The sequence below is a fragment of the Rhodanobacter sp. C06 genome (assembly GCF_002001105.1).
Lineage (GTDB): Bacteria > Pseudomonadota > Gammaproteobacteria > Xanthomonadales > Rhodanobacteraceae > Rhodanobacter_A.
The window spans coordinates 1-24,298 of sequence record NZ_MUNP01000070.1 but is presented as its reverse complement, the minus strand read 5'-3'; the positions used below and the strand labels follow the sequence as shown (position 1 = coordinate 24,298).

Here is a 24,298-nt window from a genome sequence, read left to right as displayed (position 1 = left end):
TGGTGGGCCTAGAGTGAATGTAGCACGGATGTGCTACGTCGAGGTCTGGTGGTGGAAGCTGTGTCCGCACCCATCTGAGCAGGTCCAACGGCCAGCTAGGAAGTGACCCGTTTTTGGTTCATGCGCGGCACCTGCTCGCTCAGCTTGCCGTTGCCAGGCGTCAATCGGTGAATGCGATCGTCGGATCCACCGATGCCGGCGGTCGATGCCGCCGTGCCCAATCGATCTGCGCCACCGGTCCGACGCCGAATATCCAGGCGATTGCTCCGAGCAGGCATACCGCCGCCGCGATCAGGAACGCGAGCAGGAAGTTGCCGGTGCGATCCACCAGCACGCCGGTCAGGAACGGCGCGACCAGTCCGGCGATGTTGCCGATGCCATTCTGGATGCCGACCCAGCGGCCGGCAGCGCTCGCGCCGGCAAGCGATTGGGCGACGGCATAGATGTTCGGGGAAATCAGCCCGAATGCAGCACATGCCAGCAAGAGCAGCAGCACCGAGGTTTCCGTGCCGGTCACGGCGCAACCGACGATGCACACCGCCGCCAGGCCGCAGCCTGCGCCCAGGAGCGATTTGCGCACTGTGGTGGGAGAGGCACCCGCGGCGATCTGGCGATCCGAGAACCAGCCGGTGAGCATGGTCGTCAATGCCATCAGCAGATAGGCGCTTCCGCCGATCGTCGCCATCTGCGTCATCGACCAGTGGCGTTCGTGCACCAGATAGTACGGAATCCACGACAACACGAAGTACCAGACATAGTTTGCGCAGAAATGTCCCAGGCTGGCGCCCCACAGCGATCGCTCGCATAGGATGGTTCGCGTGGCGGGCGGAATTCCGCCTGCTTCAGCGCGATGCTCGACGAGGCGGGACTGCGCGATTGCGAGCCACGGGATGATCCAGACCAGGCTGACCAGCCCGAAGCCGATGAAGAACGCACGCCATCCGTAGACCGCGATGAGCAGGCCGCCGAAGAAAATGCCGAACGCCGGGCCGCACGCCATGCCCGCCATGACCACGGAATTGGCCATGCCGCGCCGGGACTCCGGGAAACAACGCGCGATGATGATCGACGACGTCGGGAAGAAGACCGACTCGCCGATGCCCAGCAGCACTCGAAGCGCGACCAGGGTCGTGAACCCGTGCGCCAAGCCGGTGAACGCCATCGCGAGCGACCACACGATGAAACCAGCCAGCAGCACGTGGGCGGCACCGAAGCGATCCGCCAGCCAGCCCACCACGAACTGCATCGGCATGTAGGTGATGAAGAATGCCGTGAGCAGGAAACCGAGCTGCGTCGCCGAGAGGCCGAGCTCATCCTTGATCAGCGGCGCCGCGGTTGCCAGGTTGCCGCGGTCGATATAATTGATGAACACCGAGAGGGCGAGCAGGATCAGCGTCACAAGCAGCCAGCGCGGCATGCGCAGCGAGGGATCGGCAACGGTTCGGTGCATGCACCCTCCGTTACAGCTGATTCAAGCTGGATCGGGTGAGAACTCGTGCAGCGTACACCCATCGCCGACCCCACCGTTCAAAAAACGTGGTCAGGCTCACTTATCCGTTTGGCTTCGAAGGCTTGTGCTTATCTGCCAGCAACGGCAACTCCCCATCTGCCAGCCGCGCGCGCAACGCGGTGCCGGGTTCGACGCCCTGCACCGAACGCAGCACCTTGCCCTCGTTATCGAACAGGATCGCGTAGCCACGCTCCAGTGTGGCCAGTGGACTAACCGCATGCAGGGTGCGGGCGGCTTGTTGCAGTGCCTGACGTTCGCGTTCCAGCGTGCGCGTGATGGCCTGACGCAGGCGTTGCGATTGGGTGGCGAGGCCTTGCTTGAGCAGCGCCAGGCGCTGCTGCGGGTGACGCGCCAGCAGGCGCGCATGCAGGCGATCCAGCCTTGTGCGTTCACCTTGCCGGCGTTCGCGCAGCACGGCGCGCAGGCGGTGTTGCAGGTGGGCGAGGCGTTCGCGGTCGCGCGCCAGCCGTGCCTGCGGGCGTTGTGCCTGCAGGCGCGCGAGTTGGTGGTCGACACGTTGGCCCAGCGCCTGCAAGCGGTGCTGTTGCAGCGTGGCAAGGCGTTGCTGCAGTTGGCGCAGGTGGCGCAGCGTGGTCTGCGCGTCGGGCACCAGCAGTTCGGCGGCGGCCGAGGGCGTGGGGGCGCGCAGGTCGGCGACGAAGTCGGCGATGCTGAAGTCCACCTCGTGGCCTACCGCGGTCACCACCGGGATGGCGCAGGCGTGGATCGCGCGGGCCACGGCTTCGTCGTTGAATGCCCACAGGTCTTCCAGCGAACCGCCGCCGCGGGTGACGAGCAGCACGTCGTGGCGTGCGGCGAGCGAGGCCTTGTCGAGCATGGCCACGATGGCGGGCGGGGCCTCGCGGCCCTGCACCGGCACCGGCAGCACTTCCACTTCGGCCAGCGGCCAGCGGCGCGACAGCACGCTCAGCACGTCGCGGATCGCCGCGCCGGTGGCCGAGGTGATCACGCCGATGCGCCGTGCGTAGCGGGGCAGCGGGCGTTTGCGCGCGGGGTCGAACAGGCCTTCGGCGTCGAGCTTGGCCTTCAGTTGCTCGAACGCGCGTTGCAGCGCGCCTTCGCCGGCCGGTTCCATGGATTCGGCCACCAGCTGGAATTCGCCGCGCGGCTCGTACAGTCCCACCCGTGCGCGCAGCAGCACCTGCATGCCATCGGCGGGCTTGAAGCGCAGTGCCGCGTTCTTCGGGCGGAACATCGCGCAGCGCACCTGGGCGCCGCCGTCCTTCAACGTGAAATACAGATGCCCCGAGGCGGGACGCGCCACGTTGGACAACTCGCCCTCGATCCATACCAGCGGCAACGCGTCTTCCAGCAGCCCGCGCACCAGCCGGTTCAGTGTGCTGGGGGTGAGGATGTGGCGGGGTGGGGCAGCGTGGTCGTCGGGTGCGTGCATGAGAGCGCGAGCCTAGCACGTCTGACACTGGCCGCAGAGGCTTGTATAACAGTGGCTTGGCGGATGTTGTGCAGGTGATGCCTGATGTACCGTCAGTCGTCGGGATCGGGCTTGCGACGCCGTTCGCGCCAGGCGCGGATGGCGAGGTTCAGCGCCAGCCACGCGCAGATCACGCCCAGCGGCCAAGCCAGCACGGCGGGCCACCGCCACGCCAGCACGGCGAGCAGCAGCAGGGCCAGCGCGCCCAGCGCCAGCGGGCCGGCATCGGCGCGGCCCAGCACGCGTTGGTCGATCAGCGCCGCGCCCATGCGGTTGGCGAGGCGGACCGCGCCGGTGGCAGCGCGGCTGGAGCTGCCGCCGTCGTGATGGGCGCGCGGTGGGCGTTCGCTGGCGCCGCGCAGCTTGTCGCGACGATGACGGCGCGGGCTCAGCACGATCTCGGTAGCGTGGCCCAGGTCTTGTTCGTACTGCGCGGCGAGTCGCGCGGCGAAGCCGGCGTCCTCGATCGCCACATCGATCTCGCGGTTGCTCAGCCAGCTGGCGAGATTCAAGTTGGACGAGCCCACCCGCGCCCACTGGCCGTCGGCCACCGCCGTCTTGGCGTGCAGCATCGAGCCGTTCCACTCGAACACGCGGATGCCGGCCTGGAGCAGCGGCCGGTAGCCCGAGCGCGACAGGCTGGCCACCATGGGAATGTCGCTGGTGCCCGGCACTAGCAGGCGCACGTCCACGCCGTCGCGCGCGGCGGCCGTCAGCGCCTGCACATAGGGTGCGGTGCCCACGAAGTAGGCGTCGGTGAGCCACAGCGTCTTGCGTGCCAGTGCGGCGATCATCTGGTCGAGCCGGTAGATGCCGGCGCTGGCGGGTTGCGTCGCGATCAGGCGCAGCGCCACGTTGCCGCCCGCGCTGTCGCCGGTCGCCGCGAAGGGCGGCAGTTCGGCACCGGTCTCGGCCCAGCTCTGCGCGAATGCGGCTTGCATCTCCGCCACCACCGGGCCGCGCAGCGCCACGCCGGTGTCGCGCCACGGCGGCACGCCGCGTCGCGCGTCGCCCAGCCATTTCGCGCTGATGCACACGCCGGAGAGAAAACCCTGCGTGCCGTCCGCCACCAGCAGCTTGCGGTGGTCGCGGCTGATCCAGCCGAACGGCTGGCCCAGTTGCGGCGGATTGAAGATGCGCACCTCGCCGCCGGCGGCGCGCAGCGGTTGCCAGAAGGTGTGGCCGGACTGGCCGAGGCAGCCCATCCAGTCGGCCACCACGGCCACGAACACGCCGGCGCGCGCGCGCTCGGCCAGCGCATCGCGGAACGCGCGGCCGACTGCGTCGTCGCGGATGATGTAGTTCTCCAGCAGCACGCAGCGCTGCGCGCCACGGATCGCGGCCAGCCAGGACGCGAAATGCGCCTCGCCATCGATCAGCAGCTCCACCGTATTGCCGCCCAGCAGCGGTGCGCCAGCGCTGCGGCTCAGCGCCTGTTCGGCGAGCAGGCGGGTGGCGGGGGACGACAACGGCGAGGTCGCGGGCATGGCGGGCAGTGTGCCATGCCATGCACATTCGCCGGTTTTCGCCTTGCGGTCATGGACGTTCCGTTATGCTTGTCGCCTGCGCCGCGACGTCGCGCGGCAGTCTTTTCCGGTTGCCTGCATGAACGAATCCTCTACCCCGAAACCGCGCGCGGCCGAGCCGATGGCGCGTCGTCCCAGCGTTGGGGTGCAGATTGGCAAGGTGTTGGTGGGCGGCGGCGCACCCATCGTGGTGCAGTCGATGACGAACACCGACACCGAAGATCCGGTCAGCACCGCGAAGCAGATCGCCGAGCTGGCCCGCGCGGGTTCGGAAATCGTGCGCATCACGGTGAACACGCCGGCGGCGGCAGCGGCGGTGCCGCGTATCGCCGAGCGGCTGGCGATGATGGGCGTGGACGTGCCGATCGTCGGCGACTTCCATTACAACGGCCACCAGCTGCTGGAAGCCGAACCGGCCTGCGCCGAGGTGCTGGCGAAGTACCGCATCAACCCCGGCAACGTGGGCTTCGGCAAGAAGAAGGACGCGCAGTTCGGCGCGATCATCGAGAAGGCGATCCAGTACGGCAAGCCGGTGCGCATCGGTGCGAACTGGGGTTCGCTGGACCAGGCGATGGTCGCCACGCTGATGGACGAGAACCACACCCGCGCCGAACCGTGGGATGCCAGCCACGTGGCGCGCGAGGCGCTGATCCGCTCGGCGCTGGATTCGGCAGTGCTGGCGGAGAAGATCGGCTTGCCGCGCGAGCGCATCATCCTGTCGTGCAAGGTGTCCGGCGTGCAGGAGCTGATCGCGGTGTACCGCGACATCGCCACGCGCTGCGACTACGCGCTGCACCTGGGCCTCACCGAAGCCGGCATGGGCTCCAAGGGCATCACCGCGTCGAGCGCAGCTCTCGCCGTGTTGTTGCAGGAAGGCATCGGCGACACCATCCGCATCTCGCTCACGCCCGAACCGGGCGCCTCGCGCACCGGCGAGGTGATCGTGGCGCAGGAACTGCTGCAGACCATGGGCCTGCGTTCGTTCACGCCGCTGGTCACCGCCTGCCCGGGTTGCGGCCGCACCACCAGCGAGTTCTTCCAGGAGCTGGCCAAGACCGTGCAGGAGCACGTGCGCGAAAACATGCCGATGTGGCGGGTGAAGTACGACGGCGTGGAGAACATGACGCTGGCGGTGATGGGCTGCGTGGTGAACGGGCCGGGCGAATCCAAGCACGCGAACATCGGTATCTCGCTGCCGGGGAACGGCGAGGCGCCGGCGGCACCGGTGTTCATCGACGGCGAGAAGGCGATGACCTTGCGCGGCGAGCACATCGCCAGCGAGTTCGTGGGCATCCTCGACGACTACGTGGCGCGCAAGTACTCTGCGCGCGGCGGGTGAGACATCCATCGCAGGGTCGGTAGTCGCGCCTCGACGACCGTGCCGGGGCGTGGCGGAATAGACACTTCAACAGGCCGGGGGAATCGCAGCCATGCGGATGAGTCCGCCACTGCGCATCGCGGGTGTGTACGTGTTGTTCGCGGCGATCTGGATCTGGTGCTCCGACCGCGCGCTGGACGCGCTGGTGCCGGATGCGAACCTGCGCATGGAGTTGCAGACACTGAAGGGCTGGATCTTCGTGCTGGTCACCGGTGCGATGCTGTACTGGATGATCCGGAAGGACGTGCAACGGCTGCAGCTAGGCAACCGTCGACTGCGCCAGGGGCGCGAACAGGCGTTGCGCGTGCTGGTGACGGCGATGGACGTGCGCCACCAGGAGACCGGCCATCACTCCGAACGCGTGGCGCGCATGGCTACCGAGCTGGCGCGGTTGGACGGCGTGCGCGGCCGCGCGCTGGACGAGCTGCGGCTGGGTGCGTTGCTGCACGACATCGGCAAGCTGGCGCTGCCGGACACGATCCTCACCAAGCCCGGCCCGTTGGACGAGGGCGAGATTGCGCTGATGCGCCAGCACCCGTGGATCGGCCACGAGCTGCTGCAGCAAGTGGATTTCCTGCGCGGCTCCAGCGCGGTGCCGTATGGCCATCATGAGCGCTGGGACGGCAGCGGTTACCCGCAGGGCTTGCGCGGCGAGGCGATTCCGCTGGCCGCCCGCATCTTCAGCGTGATCGACGTGTGGGATGCGCTGATTACCGAGCGCGCGTACAAGCCGGCATGGCCGGAAGCGCGGGTGCTCGACTACCTGCGCGAGGTCGCCGGTAGCCAGCTCGACCCGCGGCTGGTCGAGCTGTTCCTCGCCCATTACGGGGCGCTGAAGCAGGCGGCGGCGCCGGCTCAGCAGGCCGCCTGAGTCGCGCCCGGCTGGGACTGCAGTGCCGCGGCGTCGGCCCAGCTACCCACGCGGCCGGGCAGCGCGGCAAGACGCGTGGCCTCATGCAGATAGCGTTCGCGTGGGATTTCCTCGGCACCCAGGCCCAGGGTGTGTGCATTCGCCACCTGCGCGTCGATCAGCGGCCAACCCCATTGCCGCAGCAGGTCGGCCAGCGCCATCAGGGCGAGCTTGGAGCCGCCGCTCTCGGCACTGAACATCGACTCGCCGCAGAACAGCTGGCCGACGGCCAGGCCGTAGACACCGCCGACCAGCCGCGTGCCGTCCCACACCTCGACACTATGCGCGTGGCCGAGCCGGTGCAGCGCGACGTAGGCATCGATCATCTCGGGCAGGATCCAGGTGCCGGCATGGCCGTCGCGTGGCGCGGCGCAGGCGTGGATCACCGCCTCGAACGCGCGATCCACGGTCACCCGCCAGGACTTGCCGCGCAGTTGCCGGCGCAGGCTGCGGTTGATGCGCAGCGTGCCGGTGCGGAACACGCAGCGCGGATCGGGCGACCACCACAGGATCGGTTCCTCGTCGCCATACCACGGGAAGATGCCTTGGCCATAGGCGGCCAGCAGGCGCGCGGGCGCGAGGTCGCCGCCGAAGGCGAGCAGGCCGTTCGGTTCGCACAGCGCAGTGCGCGGATCGGGGAAGCGCTCGGGTGTGGCGGGATCGAGCTCGGGCAGGCGGATCATCGCGCATCGCCTTGCGCATACGGGCTGTGTGCAGCCAGCTCCCGCGCGTAGTCGTCCATCGATTCGGCTTCGTGCTGCAACGCCTCGCGCACGGCCGCACGGAAACCCTCGTGCAGCAGCAGGTGCCGCGAGTGCGTGCGCACGGGCAGGAAGCCGCGTGCCAGCTTGTGCTCGCCCTGCGCGCCGGGTTCGAAGCGCTGCAGGCCCCGTTCGATCGCGTGCTCGATGCCGCGGTAGTAGCACAGCTCGAAATGCAGGCCGGGCGTTTCGATGCGGCTGCCCCAGTAGCGGCCGTACAGCACGCCGTCGCCTTCGAGGAACAGCGCCATCGCGGCGATGCCGTCCGCGTCTCGGGCCAGCGCCAGTTGCGCCAGGCCGCCGAGCCGGCGGAAGAACCCAGGCGTCAACGCGGCGTGGTTGCCCTTGGCGTCGAACGTGGCGAGGTAGAGCGCATGCACCGCGTCCCATTCGGCCGCGTCCAGCGTGTCGCCGCCGCGCCATTCCACACGCAGTCCGCCGGCGGCGACGCGGGCGCGTTCGTGACGGATGTTCGCGCGCTTCTTGTGGTTGAGCGCGGCGAGGAAATCGTCGAAGTCGCGCCAACCCCGGTTGTGCCAGTGGAACTGCACGTCGGAGCGGGCCAGCCAGTCCGCGCCGAACAAGGCGGCCTCGTCATCGCACAGGAAATTCGCGTGCACCGAGGACAGATTCAGGCGTTCCGCCTCGCGGCGCAGTGCCGCGACCAGCGCGCGCTGCAGCGTGGCGTCGCCGCGGGCGAGCAGGCGCGGGCCGGGGATCGGCGAGTAGGGCACGCCGCATAGCAGCTTGGGGTAGTAGTCGCCGCCGGCGCGCTCCCAGGCGGCGGCCCAGCTCCAGTCGAACACGAACTCGCCGTGCGAATTGCCCTTGAGGTACAGCGGCGCGGCGGCGCGCAGCCGGCCGTGTTCGTACAGGCCGAGGTGATGCGCCTGCCAGCCCCAGGCCGGGCGCACGCAGCCGCTGTCTTCCAGTGCGTGCAGGAACGCGTGCGTGACGAAGGGATTGCCGTCGGGACGCAGCGCATCCCAGTCGGCGGCCGGGATGTCGGCAATGTTCTCGTGGAAGCGCGCTTCGATCACGGCATGATGATGCCAGCTATCCATGGCGCCGCTCCGGCGTACCAGAGCGGCGGGGCGTCCTGCATCAGCCCGCCGGCTTCTGCTGGTCCAGCCAGCGCTCGGCGTCCAGCGCGGCCATGCAGCCGAAGCCGGCCGAGGTGATCGCCTGGCGGTAGACGTGGTCGGCCACGTCGCCGGCGGCGAACACGCCGGGCACCGAGGTCAGCGTGGCCATGCCGCTCTGGCCGCTGTGGATCCGGATGTAGCCGTCGTGCATGTCGAGCTGGCCTTCGAAGATGCCGGTGTTCGGCGTGTGGCCGATCGCCACGAAGAAGCCGGTGGCGGCGATGTCGCGGGTGGCGCCGGAGTTGACGTCCTTCACGCGCACGCCGGTGACGCCGGAGTCGTCGCCCAGCACTTCGTCCACGCTGTGGTTCCACACCAGCTCGATCTTGCCGGCGGCGGCCTTCTCGAACAGCTTGTCCTGCATGATCTTCTCCGCGCGCAGCTTGTCGCGGCGATGCACCAGGTAGACCTTGCTGCAGATGTTGGCCAGGTACAGCGCTTCCTCCACCGCGGTGTTGCCGCCGCCGATCACCACCACCTCCTGCTCGCGGAAGAAGAAGCCGTCGCAGGTGGCGCAGGCGGACACGCCCTTGCCCTTGAACTTCTCCTCGCTGGCGATGCCGAGGTACTTCGCGGTGGCGCCGGTGGACACGATCAGCGCATCGGCGGTGTATTCGCCGGAGTCGCCCTTGAGCCGGAACGGGCGCTGCTTCAGGTCCACGGTGTGGATGTGGTCGAAGATCATCTCGGTGTGGAAGCGCTCGGCGTGCTCGGCCATGCGCTGCATCAGCGCCGGGCCCTGCAGGCCCTCCACGTCGCCCGGCCAGTTGTCCACGTCGGTGGTGGTCATCAGCTGGCCGCCCTGTTGCAGGCCGGTGATCATGGTCGGCTTGAGGTTGGCGCGCGCGGCGTACACCGCGGCGGTGTAGCCGGCCGGGCCGGAGCCGAGGATCAGCAGGCGGGTGTGCTTGGGGGTGGCGGTCATGCGCGGGTTCCTCAGGGTGGCTGGCGGTTTGCGTGGCTATTCGCCACGACCGCCACGAAGGTTGCATCATCGGGGATGCCGATCCGCAAGGATGGGGAAGGCAGGCGGCCGATTCAAGCCGTGGGGGCAGATTCCGCGGCTGCGGATCGGCCAGCTATGGAAGCCCGCGCCGCCTGTGTAGACTTGCCGGGAATACGGCAACAGGAAGCCCCCACCGGTGGCGCGCAGCGCAAACGTCAAACAGAAAACGGAACGCACTCCGCTCAGCGACGAGCTGAAGCGTCGCCTGCGCGAAGCGGGTGCCTTGGTGCTGCTGCCGCTGGCGCTGTACCTACTGGTCTGCCTGTTCAGCTACGACGCCCAGGATCCGAGCTGGTCGCATGTCGGCGCGGCGGCGCACGTGCACAACCTCGGTGGCACGGTGGGCGCCTACGTCGCCGACTTGCTGCGCTACCTGTTCGGCGGCGTGGCCTATTGCTTCCCGCTGCTGCTGCTGCTGCTGGGCGTGCAGGTGCTGCGCCAGCGCGGCGTGCAGCCGGTGCACCCCTGGGAATCCTCGCTGCGCCTGATCGGCGCGGTGTTCTTCTTCATCACCGCACCGGGCCTGAGCTGGCTCAACTTTCCGCAGAGCACGATGGAGCCGCAAGGCGCCGGCGGCGTGATCGGCAGCGCGGTGGCGCATGGCCTGCTTGCCGCGTTCGGCGAGAAGGGCGCACCGTTGCTGCTGCTGGCGCTGTTTCTGGTGGCGGTGACGCTGGCCACCGGGTTGTCCTGGTTCAAACTGATGGACTGGACCGGGCAGGCCACGCTGCGTGCGGTCGAGTGGCTGCGCGGCAAGCTGCGCGCGGCGCCCGATGCGCTCAAGGCGCAGCAGGCGCGCGCCGAGCGCGAGACGGCGAAGAAGGTCGAGGCGGTGAAGCAGGCCAAGCGCGAGCCGGTGCGCATCGAGACACCGCCCGCGCCGGTGGCCAAGAGCGAGCGCGCGAAGCTGGAGACGCAGATCCCGCTGTTCACCGGCGCCTCCGCGCCCGGCGAGCTGCCGCCGCTGTCGCTGCTGGACGAGGCGCCGGAGCAGGGGCCGGGCTACTCGGAGGAAACCCTGGAAGTGCTGTCGCGCCAGGTCGAGCTGAAGCTCAAGGATTTCCGCATCGAGGCCAAGGTGGTCGGCGTCTACCCCGGCCCGGTGATCACCCGCTTCGAGCTGGAGCCGGCCGCCGGCGTGCGCGGCTCGCAGGTGTCCAGCCTGGACAAGGACATCGCGCGCGGGCTCTCCGTGGTCAGCGTGCGCGTGGTCGACGTGATCCCCGGCAAGAACGTGATCGGCCTGGAGATCCCCAACACCCGCAAGCAGATCGTGTACCTCTCCGAGATCCTGCGCTCGGACCGCTACGACCAGACCAAGTCGCCGCTGGCGCTGGCGCTGGGCAAGGACATCGGCGGCAAGCCCGTGGTGGTGGATCTCGCCAAGATGCCGCACCTGCTGGTGGCCGGCACCACCGGCTCGGGCAAGTCGGTGGCGGTCAACGCGATGGTGCTTTCGCTGCTGTACAAGGCCAGCCCGAAAGACGTGCGGATGATCATGATCGACCCGAAGATGCTGGAACTCAGCGTCTACGAGGGCATCCCGCACCTGCTGGCGCCGGTGGTCACCGACATGAAGGAGGCCGCCAACGCGCTGCGCTGGTGCGTCGCCGAGATGGAGCGCCGCTACAAGCTGATGGCCGCGGTGGGCGTGCGCAACCTGGGCGGCTTCAACAAGAAGGTGAAGGACGCCGAGAACGCCGGCCAGCCGCTGCTGGACCCGCTGTTCCGGCCGAACCCCGAGATGCCGAACCTCGCCGCGGAGCCGCTGGAACCGCTGCCCTACATCGTGATCATCATCGACGAGTTCGCCGACATGATGATGATCGTGGGCAAGAAGGTGGAGGAGCTGATCGCCCGCCTCGCCCAGAAGGCGCGCGCCGCCGGCGTGCACCTTGTGCTGGCCACCCAGCGCCCGTCGGTGGACGTGATCACCGGCCTGATCAAGGCGAACATCCCCACCCGCATCGCATTCCAGGTATCGAGCAAGATCGACTCGCGCACGATCCTCGACCAGTCCGGTGCGGAAGCCTTGCTCGGCCACGGCGACATGCTCTACCTGCCGCCCGGCACCGCCACGCCCGAGCGCGTGCACGGCGCCTTCGTGGACGACCACGAGGTGCACAACGTGGTGAACTGGCTGAAGGCGCAGGGCGCACCGCAGTACATCGAGGGCGTGCTGGAGGAAGTGCAGGCCACCAGCGACGGCAAGTTCATCAACGACGCCGGCCTGCCGCAGGAAGGCGAAGAAGGCGGCGACGCCGACTCCCAGCTTTACGACAAGGCCGTGGCCATCGTCACCCAGACGCGGCGCGCCTCGATCTCGGGCGTGCAGCGCCACCTGCGCATCGGCTACAACCGCGCCGCGCGCCTGATCGAGCAGATGGAGCAGGACGGCGTGGTCAGCGCCCCGCAGCACAACGGCAACCGTGAAGTGCTGGCACCACCACCGCCCAGGGATTGACCCGCGTGCCGATCAGCCGTTGACGTAGCGGCGCGGCACGCGCTTCAGCGCGCACAGCAACCGGTAGGCGCTGGTGTTGCACAGCGGCGCCAGCGCCGGCACGCGCGGCGTGTCACCCCACAGTTGCACCAGGCTGCCCACGCCGGCCTGCGGATGGTCGGTGAGCTCGACGGTGAGCATGTCCATCGAGACGCGCCCGATGGTGTGGCCGGGCTGGCCGTCGATCAGCACCGGCGTGCCGTTGGGGGCGTATTGCGGGTAACCGTCGGCATAGCCCATCGCCACCACGCCGACGCGGGTGGGGCGCTGGGCGACGAAGCGGGCGCCGTAGCCCACCGGTTCGCCCACGGCGATCTCGCGCACCAGGAACACGCGCGACTGCAGCGTCATCACCGCGCGCAGCTCGTCGGCGTGCTCGTGGGGCTGCCCATGCAGCGGATCGGCGCCGTACAGCATCAGCCCCGGGCGCGCCCAGTCGTTGCGCAGTTGCGGCCAGCCCAGCGCGGCGGCCGAGTTGCACAGGCTGGTTTCGCCGGCGAGGCCGGCGGTAGCGCGGCGGAAGTTGTCCAGTTGCTCCAGCGTGCGCGGGCTGTCCAGCTCGTCGGCGCGCGCGAGGTGGCTCATCAGCACCAGCGGCGCCACGTTCGGCCGCGCGGAGAGGCGTGCGTGCGCGGCGCGGAAATCCTCGGGCGACAGTCCCAGCCGGTGCATGCCGCTGTCCAGCATCAGCCAGATGTGCAGGGTGGCGTGGATCTCGAACGCGAGCACCGCTTCGAGCTGTTCGGGCGAGGCCACCGCGATCCACAGGTCGTGCTCGACGACCAGCGGCAGTTCGTCGGCATCGAAGCAGCCTTCCATCAGCAGGATCGGCGCGGCGATGCCGGCGCCACGCAGTTCCAGCGCCTCCTCGATGCAGGCCACGCCGAAGCCGTCGGCCTCGGCTTCCAGCGCACGTGCACAGGCCACCGCGCCGTGGCCGTAGGCGTCGGCCTTGACGATCGCCAGCGCCTTGCCGCCGCCCAGCTTCTTCGCCAGCCGGTAGTTGTGGCGCAGCGCGGCCAGGTCGATCAGGGCTTGCGCGGGCCGCATCAGTGCCGCCCCGCTTGGCCGAGGTAGCGGAAGATGTCCAGGCCTTCGGGGTCGATCGCCGGGGTCCTGCCGGCGATCAGGTCGGTGAGGTAGCGGCCCGAGCCGGCGGCCATGGTCCAGCCCAGCGTGCCGTGGCCGGTGTTGAGGTAGAGGTTGCGGTACGGCGTGGCGCCCACCACCGGCGTGCCGTCCGGCGTGGCCGGGCGCAGGCCGGTCCAGAACATGGCGCGGGCGAGGTCGCCGCCGCGCGGGTAGAGGTCGTTCACCACCTTTTCCAGGGTGGCGCGCCGGCGCGGGTTCAGCGAGCGGTCGTAGCCGACCACCTCGGCCATGCCGCCGACGCGGATGCGGTCGTCGAAACGGGTGACCGCGATCTTGTAGCTCTCGTCCAGGATGGTGGAGGTCGGTGCGCCGTCCGGGTCGGTGATCGGCACGGTCAGCGAATAGCCCTTGAGCGGGTACACCGGCAGGCGCAGGCCCAGCGGCGCGAGCAGTTGCGGCGACCAGCTGCCCAGCGCGACCACGTAGGCGTCGGCGCTTTCCAGCCGGTCGCCGATGCGCACGCCGGCGATGCGCTCGCCGTCGCGCTGCAGGCCACCCACTTCCTGGCCGTAGCGGAACTCGACGCCGGCCGCGGCGGCCAGCGCCGCCAGCTTGCGCGTGAACAGCTGGCAGTCGCCGGTCTGGTCCATCGGCAGGCGCAGCGCGCCGACCAGCTTGTCGACGGTGGCCGCCAGCGCCGGTTCGGCCTTGACGATGCCGGCGCGGTCCAGCACCTCGTAGGGCACGCCGTACTCGCGCAGCACCTCGATGTCGTGGGCCGCCGCATCGAGCTGCTGCCGGGTGCGGAACAGCTGCGTGGTGCCGAGCTGGCGCCCCTCGTAGTCGATGCCGGTGGCGCGGCTCAGCTCGTTGATGCAGTCGCGGCTGTAGTCGGACAGGCGCACCATGCGCGCCTTGTTGACGGCGTAGCGGGCGGCGCTGCAGTTGCGCAGCATCTGCCACAGCCAGCGGTACTGGTCCGGGTTCGCGGTGGGGCGGATCGACAGCGGCGCATGCGCCTCGAACAGCCACTTGATCGCCTTCAGCGGCACGCCGGGCGCGGCCCATGGCGAGGTGTAGCCGAACGACAGCTGGCCGGCATTGGCGAAACTGGTCTCCAGCGCCGGGCCGGCCTCGCGGTCCAGCACGGTCACCTCGTGTCCGGCCTGGCGCAGGTACCACGCGTTGGTCACGCCGATCACGCCGCTGCCGAGCATCAGTATCCGCATCGTTTCCTCCTGGCCAGATTCCCTGCGCCAAGCGCTGCGCAGCGGATGAATCGCACAGTATATTCGCCGCCAAGTGGTGGTTTTTCCCGTGTTGGACGAAAATGGCGGGAGATTTTCCCGTTACGACCCGCCGGAGCCAGAGCCCCATGCCGTCCCGACCCCGCGAACTGGACAAGATCGACCGGAAAATCCTGAAGATCCTGCAGCAGGAGGGGCGGATTTCCTTCACCGAGCTGGGCGAGCGCGTCGGCCTGTCCACCACGCCGTGCACCGAGCGCGTGCGCCGGCTGGAGCGCGAGCAGGTGATCACCGGCTACTACGCCCGGCTGGACCCGCAGTACGTCAAGGCCGGGCTGCTGGTGTTCGTGGAGATCAGCCTTGCCTACAAGTCCGGCGACATCTTCGAGGAGTTCCGCCGCGCCGCGCTGCGCCTGCCCAACGTGCTCGAATGCCACCTGGTGTCCGGCGACTTCGACTACCTGATCAAGGCGCGCATCAGCGAGATGGCTTCCTATCGCAAGCTGCTCGGCAGCACCTTGCTGACCTTGCCGCACGTGCGCGAATCCAAGAGCTACATCGTGATGGAAGAGGTCAAGGAGACGCTGTGCCTGCCGGTGAACGAGTGAGAGCCTGCTCATGATCTCCCGGGCCATGGGGAGATCGTGAACAGGCTCTGAGGGTGCGTGTTAAGCGTGCAGCGGCGACAATGGCACCCATCGTCACGTCGCGGGGAATCCGATGAAACGTTTCAAGCTTGCACTGGCCGCGTTCGCGCTGCTGTCGCTGGGCACCGCCGCCCAAGCCGCCACCGGCGCCGCGCGCACCCGGCTCGACGCCTTCGCCACCGGCCTGCATTCGCTCACCGGCGACTTCAGCCAGACCCTGGTCGACCCGAACGGCAACGCCGGCAAGACCAGCACCGGCACGCTGGCGCTGCAGGCGCCGCGGCAGTTCCGCTGGGAAACCACCGCGCCGTACAAGCAGACCATCGTGGCCGACGGCAGCCGGGTGTGGATGTACGACCCCGAGCTGGAGCAGGTCACCGTGCGCATCCAGTCCAGCGAGGAGGCGCACAGCCCGCTCACCGTGCTCACCGACCTCAAGCAGATGGACCGCGAGTTCAAGGTCAGCGAGCAGGGCGAGCGCGACGGCCTGGCCTGGCTGCGGCTCACCTCCACCGCGAAGGACCCGCAGTTCGCCTATGCGGATCTCGGCTTCGACGCAAATGGCCTCGCGCGGATGACGTTCAAGGACCAGCTCGGCTCCACCACCGACATCCGCTTCTCGCACTGGCAGCGCAACGTGGCGATCCCGCCTGCGGTGTTCACCTTCGTGCCGCCCAAGGGCGCCGACGTGATCGGCGACGCACCGGTGCTGCAGGTGCAGCCGTTGAAGAACTGACGCTGCGGAACTGACGCCATGCCGGTGCTGCGCCAATTGCCGCGCTGGGCCTGGTTCGGCACGGCCGTGCTGGCCTTCATCGCGGGCCAGGTCAATGCGGTGGGTTATCTCGGTTTCCGGCACGAGTCGATCAGCAACATGACCGGCAACACCAGCCTGCTCGGCGTCGCACTGGGCCAGGGCGAGCACGGCGAGGCGCTGCACTGGGCGCTGGCGATCGCGGCCTTCGTGCTCGGCGCCACGCTGAGCGGCATGATCGTGCAGCAGAGCACGCTGCAGCTGGGGCGGCGCTACGGCGTGGCGCTGGTGCTGGAGTCGGCGCTGCTGTTTGCCGCCGTGCCGCTGCTCGACGCGGCGAATTCGGCGGGGTTGTACCTGGCGTCGGTCGGCATGGGCCTGCAGAACGGCATGGTCAGTGCCTACAGCGGCGCGGTGATCCGCACCACCCACGTCACCGGCATCTTCACCGACCTTGGCATCTACCTCGGCCACTTGCTGCGCGGCCTGCCGGTGGATCGGCTGCGGTTGCGCGTCTGCACGCTGGTGGCGGCCAGCTTCATGCTTGGCAGCATCGTCGGCGCCGGCCTGTTCCGGCTGCTGCAACAGCGCAGCCTGCTGATCCCCGCCACGCTCACCGGGGTCTGCGGCCTGGGCTATGGCCTGTATCGCCAATACACGCTGAGCAGGGCGGGCCCGCCGGACGGCTGAACAAGCCGCGTGCTCAGACCGCCAACGTGCAGCAGTCGCGGCCGCGGTGCTTGGATTCGTACAGCGCCGCATCGGCGCGCGACAGCCACGAGGTCATGCCTTCGCCGGGCCGCAGCTCGGCGACGCCGATGCTCACCGTGATGGTGATCGCGCGACCTTCGTGCCAGGTGCGCGTGCCGCGCAGCGCGACGCGGATCCGCTCGGCGATCTCCATGGCCTTGGCGCCGGAGTTGTTCGGCAGGCACAGCACCAGTTCCTCGCCGCCGTAGCGGCCGACCAGGTCGCCGGCGCGCAACTGCTGGCAGATCACGCCGGCGGTGGCGCGCAGCACCGCGTCGCCGGCCAGGTGGCCGAACTCGTCGTTGACGCGCTTGAAGCGGTCCAGGTCGAGCAGGGCGATACAGGCCGGGGCCGTGTCGGCGTAGCGCCGCACGCCCTCGGCCAGTTCCAGGAAGCGGCGGCGGTTGCAGACGCCGGTCAGTTCGTCGGTGCCGGCCAGCAGGTCGAGGCGCCGGTTGGCGGCGATCAGCTCGCGGGTGTGCACGTCGATCTGCTTCTGCAGCTGCAAGGCACGGCGACGCAGGTAGATCGTGCGCATTTGCACCAGCAGCACCACCAGCGTCAGCAGCAGCACGACGGCCAGCAGGCGCGCCCACAGCGTCTCGTACCACAGCGGTGCCACGCTGATCGCCAGCGTGCTTTCGGCCGCGCGCGCGTGCAGGCCGCGCGGCACCGCACGCAGGTGCAGCACGTAGCGGCCGTGCGGCAGGTTGGTATAGATCGCGCTGGGCGTGCCGCCCTTGGGCACCTCGATCCAGCCGTCGTCGAAGCCGGCCATGCGGTAGCTGTAGGTGGTCTCCTGCGACCCCTGGAAGTCGAGCAGGGCGAAGTCCAGGCGCAGGCTGCGTTCGTGCGCGGACAGCGCCAGCGTGCCACGATCGCCGGGCAGCCGGCCGAACGGAAGCGGGTGCCCGTTCACCAGCACGTTGGTGATGCGCAGCGGCACTTGCGGGTCGTCGGGACCGCGCCACAGCGGGCGGACCACGGTGAGGCCGCCGAGGCCGCCGAACAGCAGGGTGCCGTCGGGCATGCGCGCGGCGGCGGCGTAGATGTAGCTGGAGATGTGCTGGCCGTCGCGCACGCCGAGGTTGCGGATGCGCAGGCTCTGTCCGCCGACCACCGAGATGCCGTTGGCGCTGCTCACCCACAGGTTGCCGTCGTCGTCGGGCAGCAGGGCGGTGATCTTGTCGCTGGCCAGCCCGGCGGCGGTGCCGAGGTGCTGGAATCGGTAAGGCGGGTCGTTGCCGTGCGGCAGCATGGCGAGGCCGCCCAGCGTGCCCGCCCACACGCGGCCGCGCGTATCGACGGCGATCGAGTCGACCAGGTTCTGGGGCAGGCTGGCGGCATCGCCTTCGTGCTGCACCAGGTTCACGAAACCGGTGGTTTGCAGCGGGTCGCGCGCCACGCTGATGCCGTTGTTGGTGGCGTACCAGACCGCCGTGCCCACGCGCACGATCTGCCGCACGGTGTCGCTGACCAGGCTGCCGGGTTGGCCGGCGACGTGGCGGTAGTGGACCAGCTGGCCGTTGCGCGAGTCATAGCGGAACACGCCGTTGTAGGTGCCGATCAGCATGTACGGTCCCATGCGCAGCAGGCTCAGCACCGGGCTGTCGCCCAGTGCAGGCAGGATCGCGTCGCGCACGGCCAGCGTGTCGGGATCGATCTGCGCCATGCCCTGGGTGCCGACCCAGATCGAGCCGTCCGGCGCCTCGGCCAGGCTCTGCACGTCGCGGCGCAGCTGCTTGCCGGTCAGCTTCAGGTGGCGCACGGTGCCGGTGAGCGGGTCGATGATGTCGATCTCGCCCGACGCCATGCCCAGCCAGATCCGGCCGCGCGCATCGACCAGGATGCTGCGTACGTTCGGGTTGGCCAGCGAGTGTGCGAGGTCGGACGAGGGCAGCATGGGGAACGCGATGTTCGCTCCGGCGTTGCTGCGCGCCGCCCCGAGATCGGTGGCGGCCCAGGCGTTGCCGGCGCGTCCCAGCAGCAGCGCGCGCACGGAATTGCCGGGCAGCGAGGAGGGCAGCGAGGTGTCGTGGTCGAGCACGCGCGTGTCGGCGTCGCCGGCGGTGTAGGTGACGATGCCGTCGCCGTCGGTGGCGATCCACATCCGGCCCGGCCGCACCTCCAGGAAGTCGCGCACGGTGGCCTGCCGTGCGGTGCCGTCGTAGCCGCTGAAGCCGGGGATGGTGCGCCAGCTACCGTTGGCCTCGCGGTAGATCGCGCCCATCTGCACGCTGCCCACCCACAGCCGTCCCTCGGCGTCTTCGCGCACCGCCCAGATCTCGTCGTGCAGCACCTGGTCGACCACGCCCGCGGGATGCTCCGGGCGTACGAACGCCTTGCTGCCGGCGTAGCGCACGAACAGACCCTTGTCGTTGCCCAGCCACAGGTTGCCGGCACGATCCTGGAATACGGCGAAGTTGCGCGGTGCGGCCGGTCCGGTGTCGACCGGCGCGATGCGGTCGCTGCCAAGGTCCAGGTGATCCAGCCCGCTGTCGGTGGCGATCCACACACCGCTGTCGCCGTCCGCCGCCAGCGCGTAGATCTTGCGATTGCCGGTGCCGCCGGGGCCGACCGGGTAGCTGCGGAAGCGGCCGGTCTGCGGGTCGAAGCGCGCCAGCCCACCCGCATTGGTGCCCACCAGCAGGCCGCCGTCCGGCAGCGCGAGCAAGCTGCGCACGTAGGTGTCGGGCAGGCCGGCGGCCGCGGCATCGGCCAGCTCGAACACCTGCACGCGGTAGCCGTCGTAGCGCACCAGGCCGCCCATGGTGCCGATCCACAGCAGGCCGTCGCGATCCTGCGCCAGCGCGGTGGTGATGGAATGCGGCAGGCCCTCGGCCATGCCCACGTCGTCGAACCACTGCCGTTCCAGCGGCAGCCAGCGGTCGGCGGCGGCCGTTGCCGCATGCAGCCGAGCGCACGGCAGCAGCATCAGCAGCAAGGCCAGCAGGGCCGCGCGCATGCCGGCAGCCCGCCTCAAGCGCAGCGCTCCGCCACGCCGCCACGCGTTCGGCGATGGCGGTGCAGGCCAAGCTGGCGGTGGATTCCCCCGGACATGCGCGGCTCCTTGCGTGGTGCGCCGTTCCCGGCGACATGATAACTGGCGGGGCGCTTTCCCGGGGCGGGGCAGGGTCGCACGCCGTATCATGGAGACCATGCCCCGCAACCCCTTCCAGCCGGCGAGCTCCCTGTTCGCCGAACCCGAGGCGCTGAAGCCGCTGGCCGAGCGCATGCGCCCGCGCAACCTCGACGAGATCGTGGGTCAGCGCCGCCTGGTGGCGCCGGACCGCGCCCTGCGCCGCGCCTTGGAGGCGGGCCGGCTGCACTCCATGGTGCTGTGGGGGCCGCCCGGCTGCGGCAAGACCACGCTGGCGCTGCTGGTGGCGCAGTACGCCGATGCCGATTTCAAGGCGATCTCGGCCGTGCTCTCCGGCCTGCCCGAGGTGCGCAAGGCGCTGGCCGAGGCCGAGGGCAACTTCGCCCAGGGTCGGCGCACCGTGCTGTTCGTGGACGAGGTGCACCGTTTCAACAAGACCCAGCAGGACGCCTTCCTGCCGCACATCGAACGCGGCGTGATCCTGTTCGTGGGTGCCACCACCGAGAACCCCTCGTTCGAACTGAACTCCGCGCTGCTCTCGCGCTGCCGCGTGCACGTGCTGGATGCGGTGTCGGCGGACGACATCGTCGCCGCGCTCAGGCGTGCCTTGGCGGACGTGGAACGCGGTCTCGGCGCGCAGCAACTCGATGTGGACGATGCCTCGCTGCAGCTGATCGCCCACGCCGCCGACGGCGACGTGCGCCGTGCGCTCACCTTGCTGGAAATCGCCGCCGAACTGGCCGAAGGCCAGCGCATCGACCAGGCCACGCTGGAACAGGTGCTGGCCGACCGCACCCGCCGCTTCGACAAGCAGGGCGAGCAGTTCTACGACCAGATCTCGGCGCTGCACAAATCCGTGCGCTCCTCCGACCCCGATGCCGCCGTGTACTGGCTGGCGCGCATGCTGGATGGCGGCTGCGACCCGCGCTACCTCGCCAGACGCATGACCCGCATGGCGGTGGAGGACGTGGGTCTGGCCGAACCGCGCGCCTGGCGCATGGCGCTGGACGCCTGGGACACCTACGAACGCCTCGGCAGCCCCGAGGGCGAACTGGGCCTGGCCCAGCTGGCGATCTGGCTGGCCGTGGCGCCCAAGAGCAACGCCGCCTACACGGCCTGGAACCAGGCCCGCGCCGCGGTGCGCGACACGGGCACGCTGGAGGTGCCCATGCACCTGCGCAACGCGCCCACCAAGCTGATGAAGGGCCTGGGCTACGGCAAGGGCTACCAGTACGACCACGACGCCGAGGGCGGCATCGCGCTGGACCAGCAATGCCTGCCCGACGCGCTGGACGGCACGGTGTTCTACGAGCCGGTCGAGCGCGGTCTGGAACTGCAGCTGCGCGAGAAGCTGCTGGCGCTGCGCGAGTCGAGGCGCAAGGCACGCGGCAAATGACTGGCTGACGCCCTCGTGGGTCGGGATTCATCCCGACTCGCCTGATGTGTCGGGCTGAAGCCCGACCCACGGCTGGCATCCGGGCGAGGCGTGGCAAGCCCTTGCATTGCGGCCACCCGCGCGCGGCGACGATAATTCACCGCTCCAACCCCGATCCGGACATCCTCCATGCTCGATCCCGCCCTGCTGCGTTCGCGCCTCGCCGAAACCGCAGCACGCCTCAAGGAAACCCGCGGCTTCGAGCTCGACGTGTCCGCGGTGGAGTCGCTCGAGGCCGAGCGCAAGCGGCTGTCCACCGAGACGCAGGAGCTGCAGAACCTGCGCAATACCCGCTCCAAGGCGATCGGCCAGGCCAAGGCCAAGGGCGAGGACGTCGCGCCGCTGATGGCCGAGGTCGCCGGCCTCGGCGACAAGCTCAAGGCCAACGAGGGCGCCTTGGCCGAAGTGCAGGCAAAGCTCGCCGACATCGCGCTGGGCATCCCCAACATCCCGCACGAGTCCGTGCCGCTGGGCAAGGACGAGACCGAGAACGCCGAACAGCTGCGCTGGGGCACGCCGCGCGCGTTCGACTTCGAGGTGAAGGACCACGTCGACCTCGGCGCCCGCCATGGCTGGCTGGACGCCGACGCCGGCGCCAGGCTCTCCGGCGCCCGCTTCACCGTGCTGCGCGGCCAGCTGGCGCGGCTGCACCGCGCGCTCGCGCAGTTCATGCTCGACCTGCAGACCGGCGAGCACGGCTACCTCGAATGCAACGTGCCGGTGGTCGTCAACGCCGAGAGCATGCTGGGCACCGGCCAGCTGCCGAAATTCGAGGAGGACCTGTTCGCCACCCAGGTGGGCGAAAGCAAGCGCTACCTGATCCCCACCGCCGAGGTGTCGCTGACCAACCTGGTGCGCGACGCGATCCAGGACGCCGACGCGCTGCCGATGCGACTCACCGCGCACACGCTGTGCTTCCGCGCCGAGGCCGGCAGCTACGGCCGCGATACCCGCGGCATGATCCGCCAGCACCAGTTCGAGAAGATCGAGATGGTGCAGATTGCCCGCGCCAGCGAGTCCTACGCCCAGCTGGAGGAGATGGTCGGGCATGCCGAGGCCGTGCTGCGGAAGCTCGGCCTGCCGTACCGCAAGGTGCTGCTGTGCACCGGCGACATGGGCTTCGGCTCGGCCAAGACCTACGACCTCGAAGTGTGGCTGCCCAGCCAGAACACCTACCGTGAGATTTCCAGCTGCTCCAACTTCGAGGACTTCCAGGCGCGTCGCCTGCAGGCCCGCTGGCGCAACCCGGAAACCGGCAAACCCGAACTGGTGCACACGCTCAACGGCTCCGGCCTCGCCGTGGGCCGCACCCTGGTGGCGGTGATGGAGAACGGCCAGAACGCCGACGGCTCGATCACCGTGCCCGAAGCGCTGCGCCCGTACATGGGCGGCGCGGAGCGCATCGCGTGAACGCACCGGTCCAACGCGGCTGGGACAAGGTCGAGTACTGGAGCAGCTACTTCCTGCTGGCGGTGCTCGGCTCGGTGATCCTCACCCGCCTCGGCTTCGCCACCGTGTGGTCGGTGCCCACGCTGGACATCGTGCTGGGCAGCATCGCGCTGCTGCTGATCCTCGCCAGTCCCTGGATCGCCCGTCGCCGCCGCGCCTTGCGTATCGCGATCGTGGTCTACGCCGCCGCCACCCAGTTGGTGCCGATGTCGATCCGCCATCCCGCGATTCTGCTGCCGTTGCTCGGTGCGCTGATCCCGGTCGCGATCACGATCTGGGCGCTGGTCGCGCTGTCGCGCAAGGGGCGCGCGGGGCAGGGTACGGGGCGGACCTGATAGGATGCGCGTTGGCTGCAGCAGTCAGCTGGCGGAGCAATTCGGAGAGATGGCCGAGCGGTTCAAGGCAGCAGTCTTGACGCGAAGGCAGGATGCCAAAGTGGACAGCAGTGCAGCCGCTGGCCCCGAAGGGGCGGAGGGCAGGATGCCCGGAACCAAACTGCCGTAGTGGCGCGCGCGGCGTGCCTTGGCAGGAAGCGACAACGGAGAGATGGCCGAGTGGTTTAAGGCAGCAGTCTTGAAAACTGCCGTAGGTGCAAGCCTACCGTGGGTTCGAATCCCACTCTCTCCGCCATTTACGTAAATGGTCGAGCTGCTTCGTGGTTTCCATCGATTGATCATCTAGTTTTGCTGGCGGAGTTTAATTGCCTCCGTCCGCATATCGGTCCCGATACTTCTCGGTTAGGTCGGTATCACCTTCGGCAACGATCTTGGCCAGTTCGAAGCCGTCTTCGTCTTGCGGCTTGCGAAAGGTCGCTCGCATAGCCTTATGGATCTTCGTCCACCCACCCTCCCTGCATTCTTCTAATAGATCGCACAGGTGATTAATAATCAAGGGGTATCCTTGCCTTGTATAACTTCGCCTTCTCGTCCAGTTGCACTTTAAGATGCAAATAATCGTCCTTAGTGGACATGGAATAGAACTCCGAACGAAATTGAATGTAATCCTTCTCTCCAATCATGGGCCGAAGGATTTCGACGCTGCGAAGCGTCTTGCGTTCTATGCCTGTAGCAACTTCCAACTTGGAAATTCCAAGCATTGCAGTGAATACGATTGCAAAACAAAGAAAGGTATGGATGTTTACTACGATTCGAATCTTTCCAGGCTTCTCGGCGATGGACAAAATAATCCCGAATCCACGTCTGATGGATGGTGTTATGAGAATTATCACCCCCATAAAGAGAAACGTCATGATTATTAGTCCGGCGATTAGCGCGTCGCTGCTTGTGGAGCCCTTGGCGGCCAATGCATATATGGAGTCTTGATAGCTTTTGCTGAATCGAGAGACTGTTTCAACTATCGCTGAGGATGCGAAAGACAGCAATGGGGAAAGGACTTTCTCCCAAAGGCCACTCCCTAGCAGGCTGTTGAGAAGCACCGTCTCGCGCCACTCTCGATAGCCGCGATCTATGCATGACGGTCGTGATGGTGGGCGCATGGCGCGTTTTCCCGCCCTGCGGACGCACGTCTCCCACCGTTGCTCATGTCGGCGACGGTTCCCACCACTCGCCGATGCCACCGAGGCGGATCAGGTTGTAGGCGGCAAACGTCCAGGTCACCCAACCGCGCACTGCG

At 68.6% G+C, this 24,298-nt stretch carries 19 protein-coding genes and 1 tRNA gene; 10 read left to right on the top strand and 10 right to left on the bottom strand.

The window, feature by feature from the left end:
• Positions 1–160: 160 nt before the first annotated feature.
• The 3 genes from B0E52_RS14885 to B0E52_RS14875 all read right to left on the bottom strand — a co-directional run bounded on the left by B0E52_RS14885 (position 161) and on the right by B0E52_RS14875 (position 4,450).
• Positions 161–1,450: an MFS transporter gene (locus tag B0E52_RS14885; protein WP_077485101.1), complete on the bottom strand. Its 1,290-nt coding sequence runs from the start codon at positions 1,448–1,450 to the stop codon at positions 161–163.
• Positions 1,451–1,550: 100 nt separating this feature from the next.
• Positions 1,551–2,924: an exodeoxyribonuclease VII large subunit gene (gene xseA, locus B0E52_RS14880; protein ID WP_077485100.1), complete on the bottom strand. Its 1,374-nt coding sequence runs from the start codon at positions 2,922–2,924 to the stop codon at positions 1,551–1,553.
• Between the two features lie 92 nt (positions 2,925–3,016).
• Positions 3,017–4,450 (bottom strand): phospholipase D-like domain-containing protein, encoded by a 1,434-nt coding sequence (locus B0E52_RS14875; protein WP_077485098.1) that lies wholly within the window; start codon positions 4,448–4,450, stop codon positions 3,017–3,019.
• 118 nt (positions 4,451–4,568) lie between these two features.
• On the opposite strand from B0E52_RS14875, the gene ispG reads away from it, so the two are divergent.
• Together ispG and B0E52_RS14865 are read left to right on the top strand one after the other, a co-directional pair.
• Positions 4,569–5,828, top strand: a complete 1,260-nt coding sequence (ispG, locus tag B0E52_RS14870) for a flavodoxin-dependent (E)-4-hydroxy-3-methylbut-2-enyl-diphosphate synthase (protein ID WP_077485096.1) — start codon at positions 4,569–4,571, stop codon at positions 5,826–5,828.
• A 97-nt stretch (positions 5,829–5,925) separates the two neighbouring features.
• Positions 5,926–6,738, top strand: coding sequence for an HD domain-containing phosphohydrolase (locus B0E52_RS14865; RefSeq protein ID WP_254426822.1), 813 nt, complete (start codon positions 5,926–5,928; stop codon positions 6,736–6,738).
• Here the strand turns inward: B0E52_RS14865 and aat are convergent.
• Genes aat through trxB form a run of 3 tightly spaced genes read right to left on the bottom strand, consistent with a single transcriptional unit; the run spans position 6,723 to position 9,608 of the window.
• Positions 6,723–7,460: a leucyl/phenylalanyl-tRNA--protein transferase gene (gene aat / locus B0E52_RS14860; protein WP_077485092.1), complete on the bottom strand. Its 738-nt coding sequence runs from the start codon at positions 7,458–7,460 to the stop codon at positions 6,723–6,725. The genes B0E52_RS14865 and aat overlap by 16 nt on opposite strands.
• Complete coding sequence (locus B0E52_RS14855) at positions 7,457–8,602, bottom strand: GNAT family N-acetyltransferase (protein WP_174575578.1); 1,146 nt, start codon at positions 8,600–8,602, stop codon at positions 7,457–7,459. Before B0E52_RS14855 ends, aat begins: the two co-directional genes overlap by 4 nt.
• Before the next feature lie 40 nt (positions 8,603–8,642).
• Positions 8,643–9,608, bottom strand: a complete 966-nt coding sequence (trxB, locus tag B0E52_RS14850) for a thioredoxin-disulfide reductase (RefSeq protein ID WP_077485088.1) — start codon at positions 9,606–9,608, stop codon at positions 8,643–8,645.
• A gap of 217 nt (positions 9,609–9,825) precedes the next feature.
• Between trxB and B0E52_RS14845 the strand changes: the two genes are divergently transcribed.
• Positions 9,826–12,153, top strand: a complete 2,328-nt coding sequence (locus B0E52_RS14845) for a DNA translocase FtsK (RefSeq protein ID WP_077485086.1) — start codon at positions 9,826–9,828, stop codon at positions 12,151–12,153.
• Positions 12,154–12,165: 12 nt separating this feature from the next.
• Here B0E52_RS14845 and alr read toward each other — a convergent pair whose 3' ends face one another.
• Positions 12,166–13,242 (bottom strand): alanine racemase, encoded by a 1,077-nt coding sequence (gene alr, locus B0E52_RS14840; protein ID WP_077485084.1) that lies wholly within the window; start codon positions 13,240–13,242, stop codon positions 12,166–12,168.
• A complete protein-coding gene (locus B0E52_RS14835; RefSeq protein WP_077485082.1) occupies positions 13,242–14,513 on the bottom strand; it encodes a D-amino acid dehydrogenase in 1,272 nt (423 codons plus the stop codon). The genes alr and B0E52_RS14835 overlap by 1 nt, the downstream gene beginning before the upstream one ends.
• A gap of 146 nt (positions 14,514–14,659) precedes the next feature.
• On the opposite strand from B0E52_RS14835, the gene B0E52_RS14830 reads away from it, so the two are divergent.
• The 3 genes from B0E52_RS14830 (at position 14,660) to B0E52_RS14820 (ending at position 16,622) form a co-directional block, all read left to right on the top strand.
• Positions 14,660–15,139 carry an AsnC family transcriptional regulator gene (locus B0E52_RS14830; protein ID WP_077485080.1) on the top strand — a complete coding sequence of 160 codons (480 nt, stop codon included), beginning with the start codon at positions 14,660–14,662 and terminating at the stop codon, positions 15,137–15,139.
• A gap of 112 nt (positions 15,140–15,251) precedes the next feature.
• Positions 15,252–15,914, top strand: a complete 663-nt coding sequence (gene lolA / locus B0E52_RS14825; protein WP_077485078.1) for an outer membrane lipoprotein chaperone LolA — start codon at positions 15,252–15,254, stop codon at positions 15,912–15,914.
• Positions 15,915–15,932: 18 nt separating this feature from the next.
• Positions 15,933–16,622: a YoaK family protein gene (locus tag B0E52_RS14820; RefSeq protein ID WP_077485076.1), complete on the top strand. Its 690-nt coding sequence runs from the start codon at positions 15,933–15,935 to the stop codon at positions 16,620–16,622.
• Positions 16,623–16,635: 13 nt separating this feature from the next.
• On the opposite strand, the gene B0E52_RS14815 is transcribed toward B0E52_RS14820, so the two are convergent.
• Entirely contained in the window at positions 16,636–19,647 is a 3,012-nt protein-coding gene (locus B0E52_RS14815) for a ligand-binding sensor domain-containing diguanylate cyclase (protein ID WP_077485074.1), read from the bottom strand.
• 193 nt (positions 19,648–19,840) lie between these two features.
• Here B0E52_RS14815 and B0E52_RS14810 point away from each other — a divergent pair, with 193 nt between their 5' ends.
• The 4 genes from B0E52_RS14810 to B0E52_RS14795 all read left to right on the top strand — a co-directional run bounded on the left by B0E52_RS14810 (position 19,841) and on the right by B0E52_RS14795 (position 23,296).
• Positions 19,841–21,178, top strand: coding sequence for a replication-associated recombination protein A (locus B0E52_RS14810; RefSeq protein ID WP_077485333.1), 1,338 nt, complete (start codon positions 19,841–19,843; stop codon positions 21,176–21,178).
• 168 nt (positions 21,179–21,346) lie between these two features.
• Positions 21,347–22,627 (top strand): serine--tRNA ligase, encoded by a 1,281-nt coding sequence (gene serS, locus B0E52_RS14805; protein ID WP_077485072.1) that lies wholly within the window; start codon positions 21,347–21,349, stop codon positions 22,625–22,627.
• Positions 22,624–23,001, top strand: a complete 378-nt coding sequence (locus B0E52_RS14800) for an LrgA (protein WP_077485070.1) — start codon at positions 22,624–22,626, stop codon at positions 22,999–23,001. The genes serS and B0E52_RS14800 overlap by 4 nt, the downstream gene beginning before the upstream one ends.
• 205 nt (positions 23,002–23,206) lie before the next feature.
• A tRNA-Ser gene (locus B0E52_RS14795) sits at positions 23,207–23,296 on the top strand.
• A 250-nt stretch (positions 23,297–23,546) separates the two neighbouring features.
• Here B0E52_RS14795 and B0E52_RS14790 read toward each other — a convergent pair.
• The gene (locus B0E52_RS14790; RefSeq protein WP_139351709.1) at positions 23,547–24,161 is read right to left on the bottom strand and encodes a hypothetical protein; all 615 of its coding nucleotides are present in this window, start codon (positions 24,159–24,161) and stop codon (positions 23,547–23,549) included.
• Positions 24,162–24,298 lie beyond the last annotated feature (137 nt).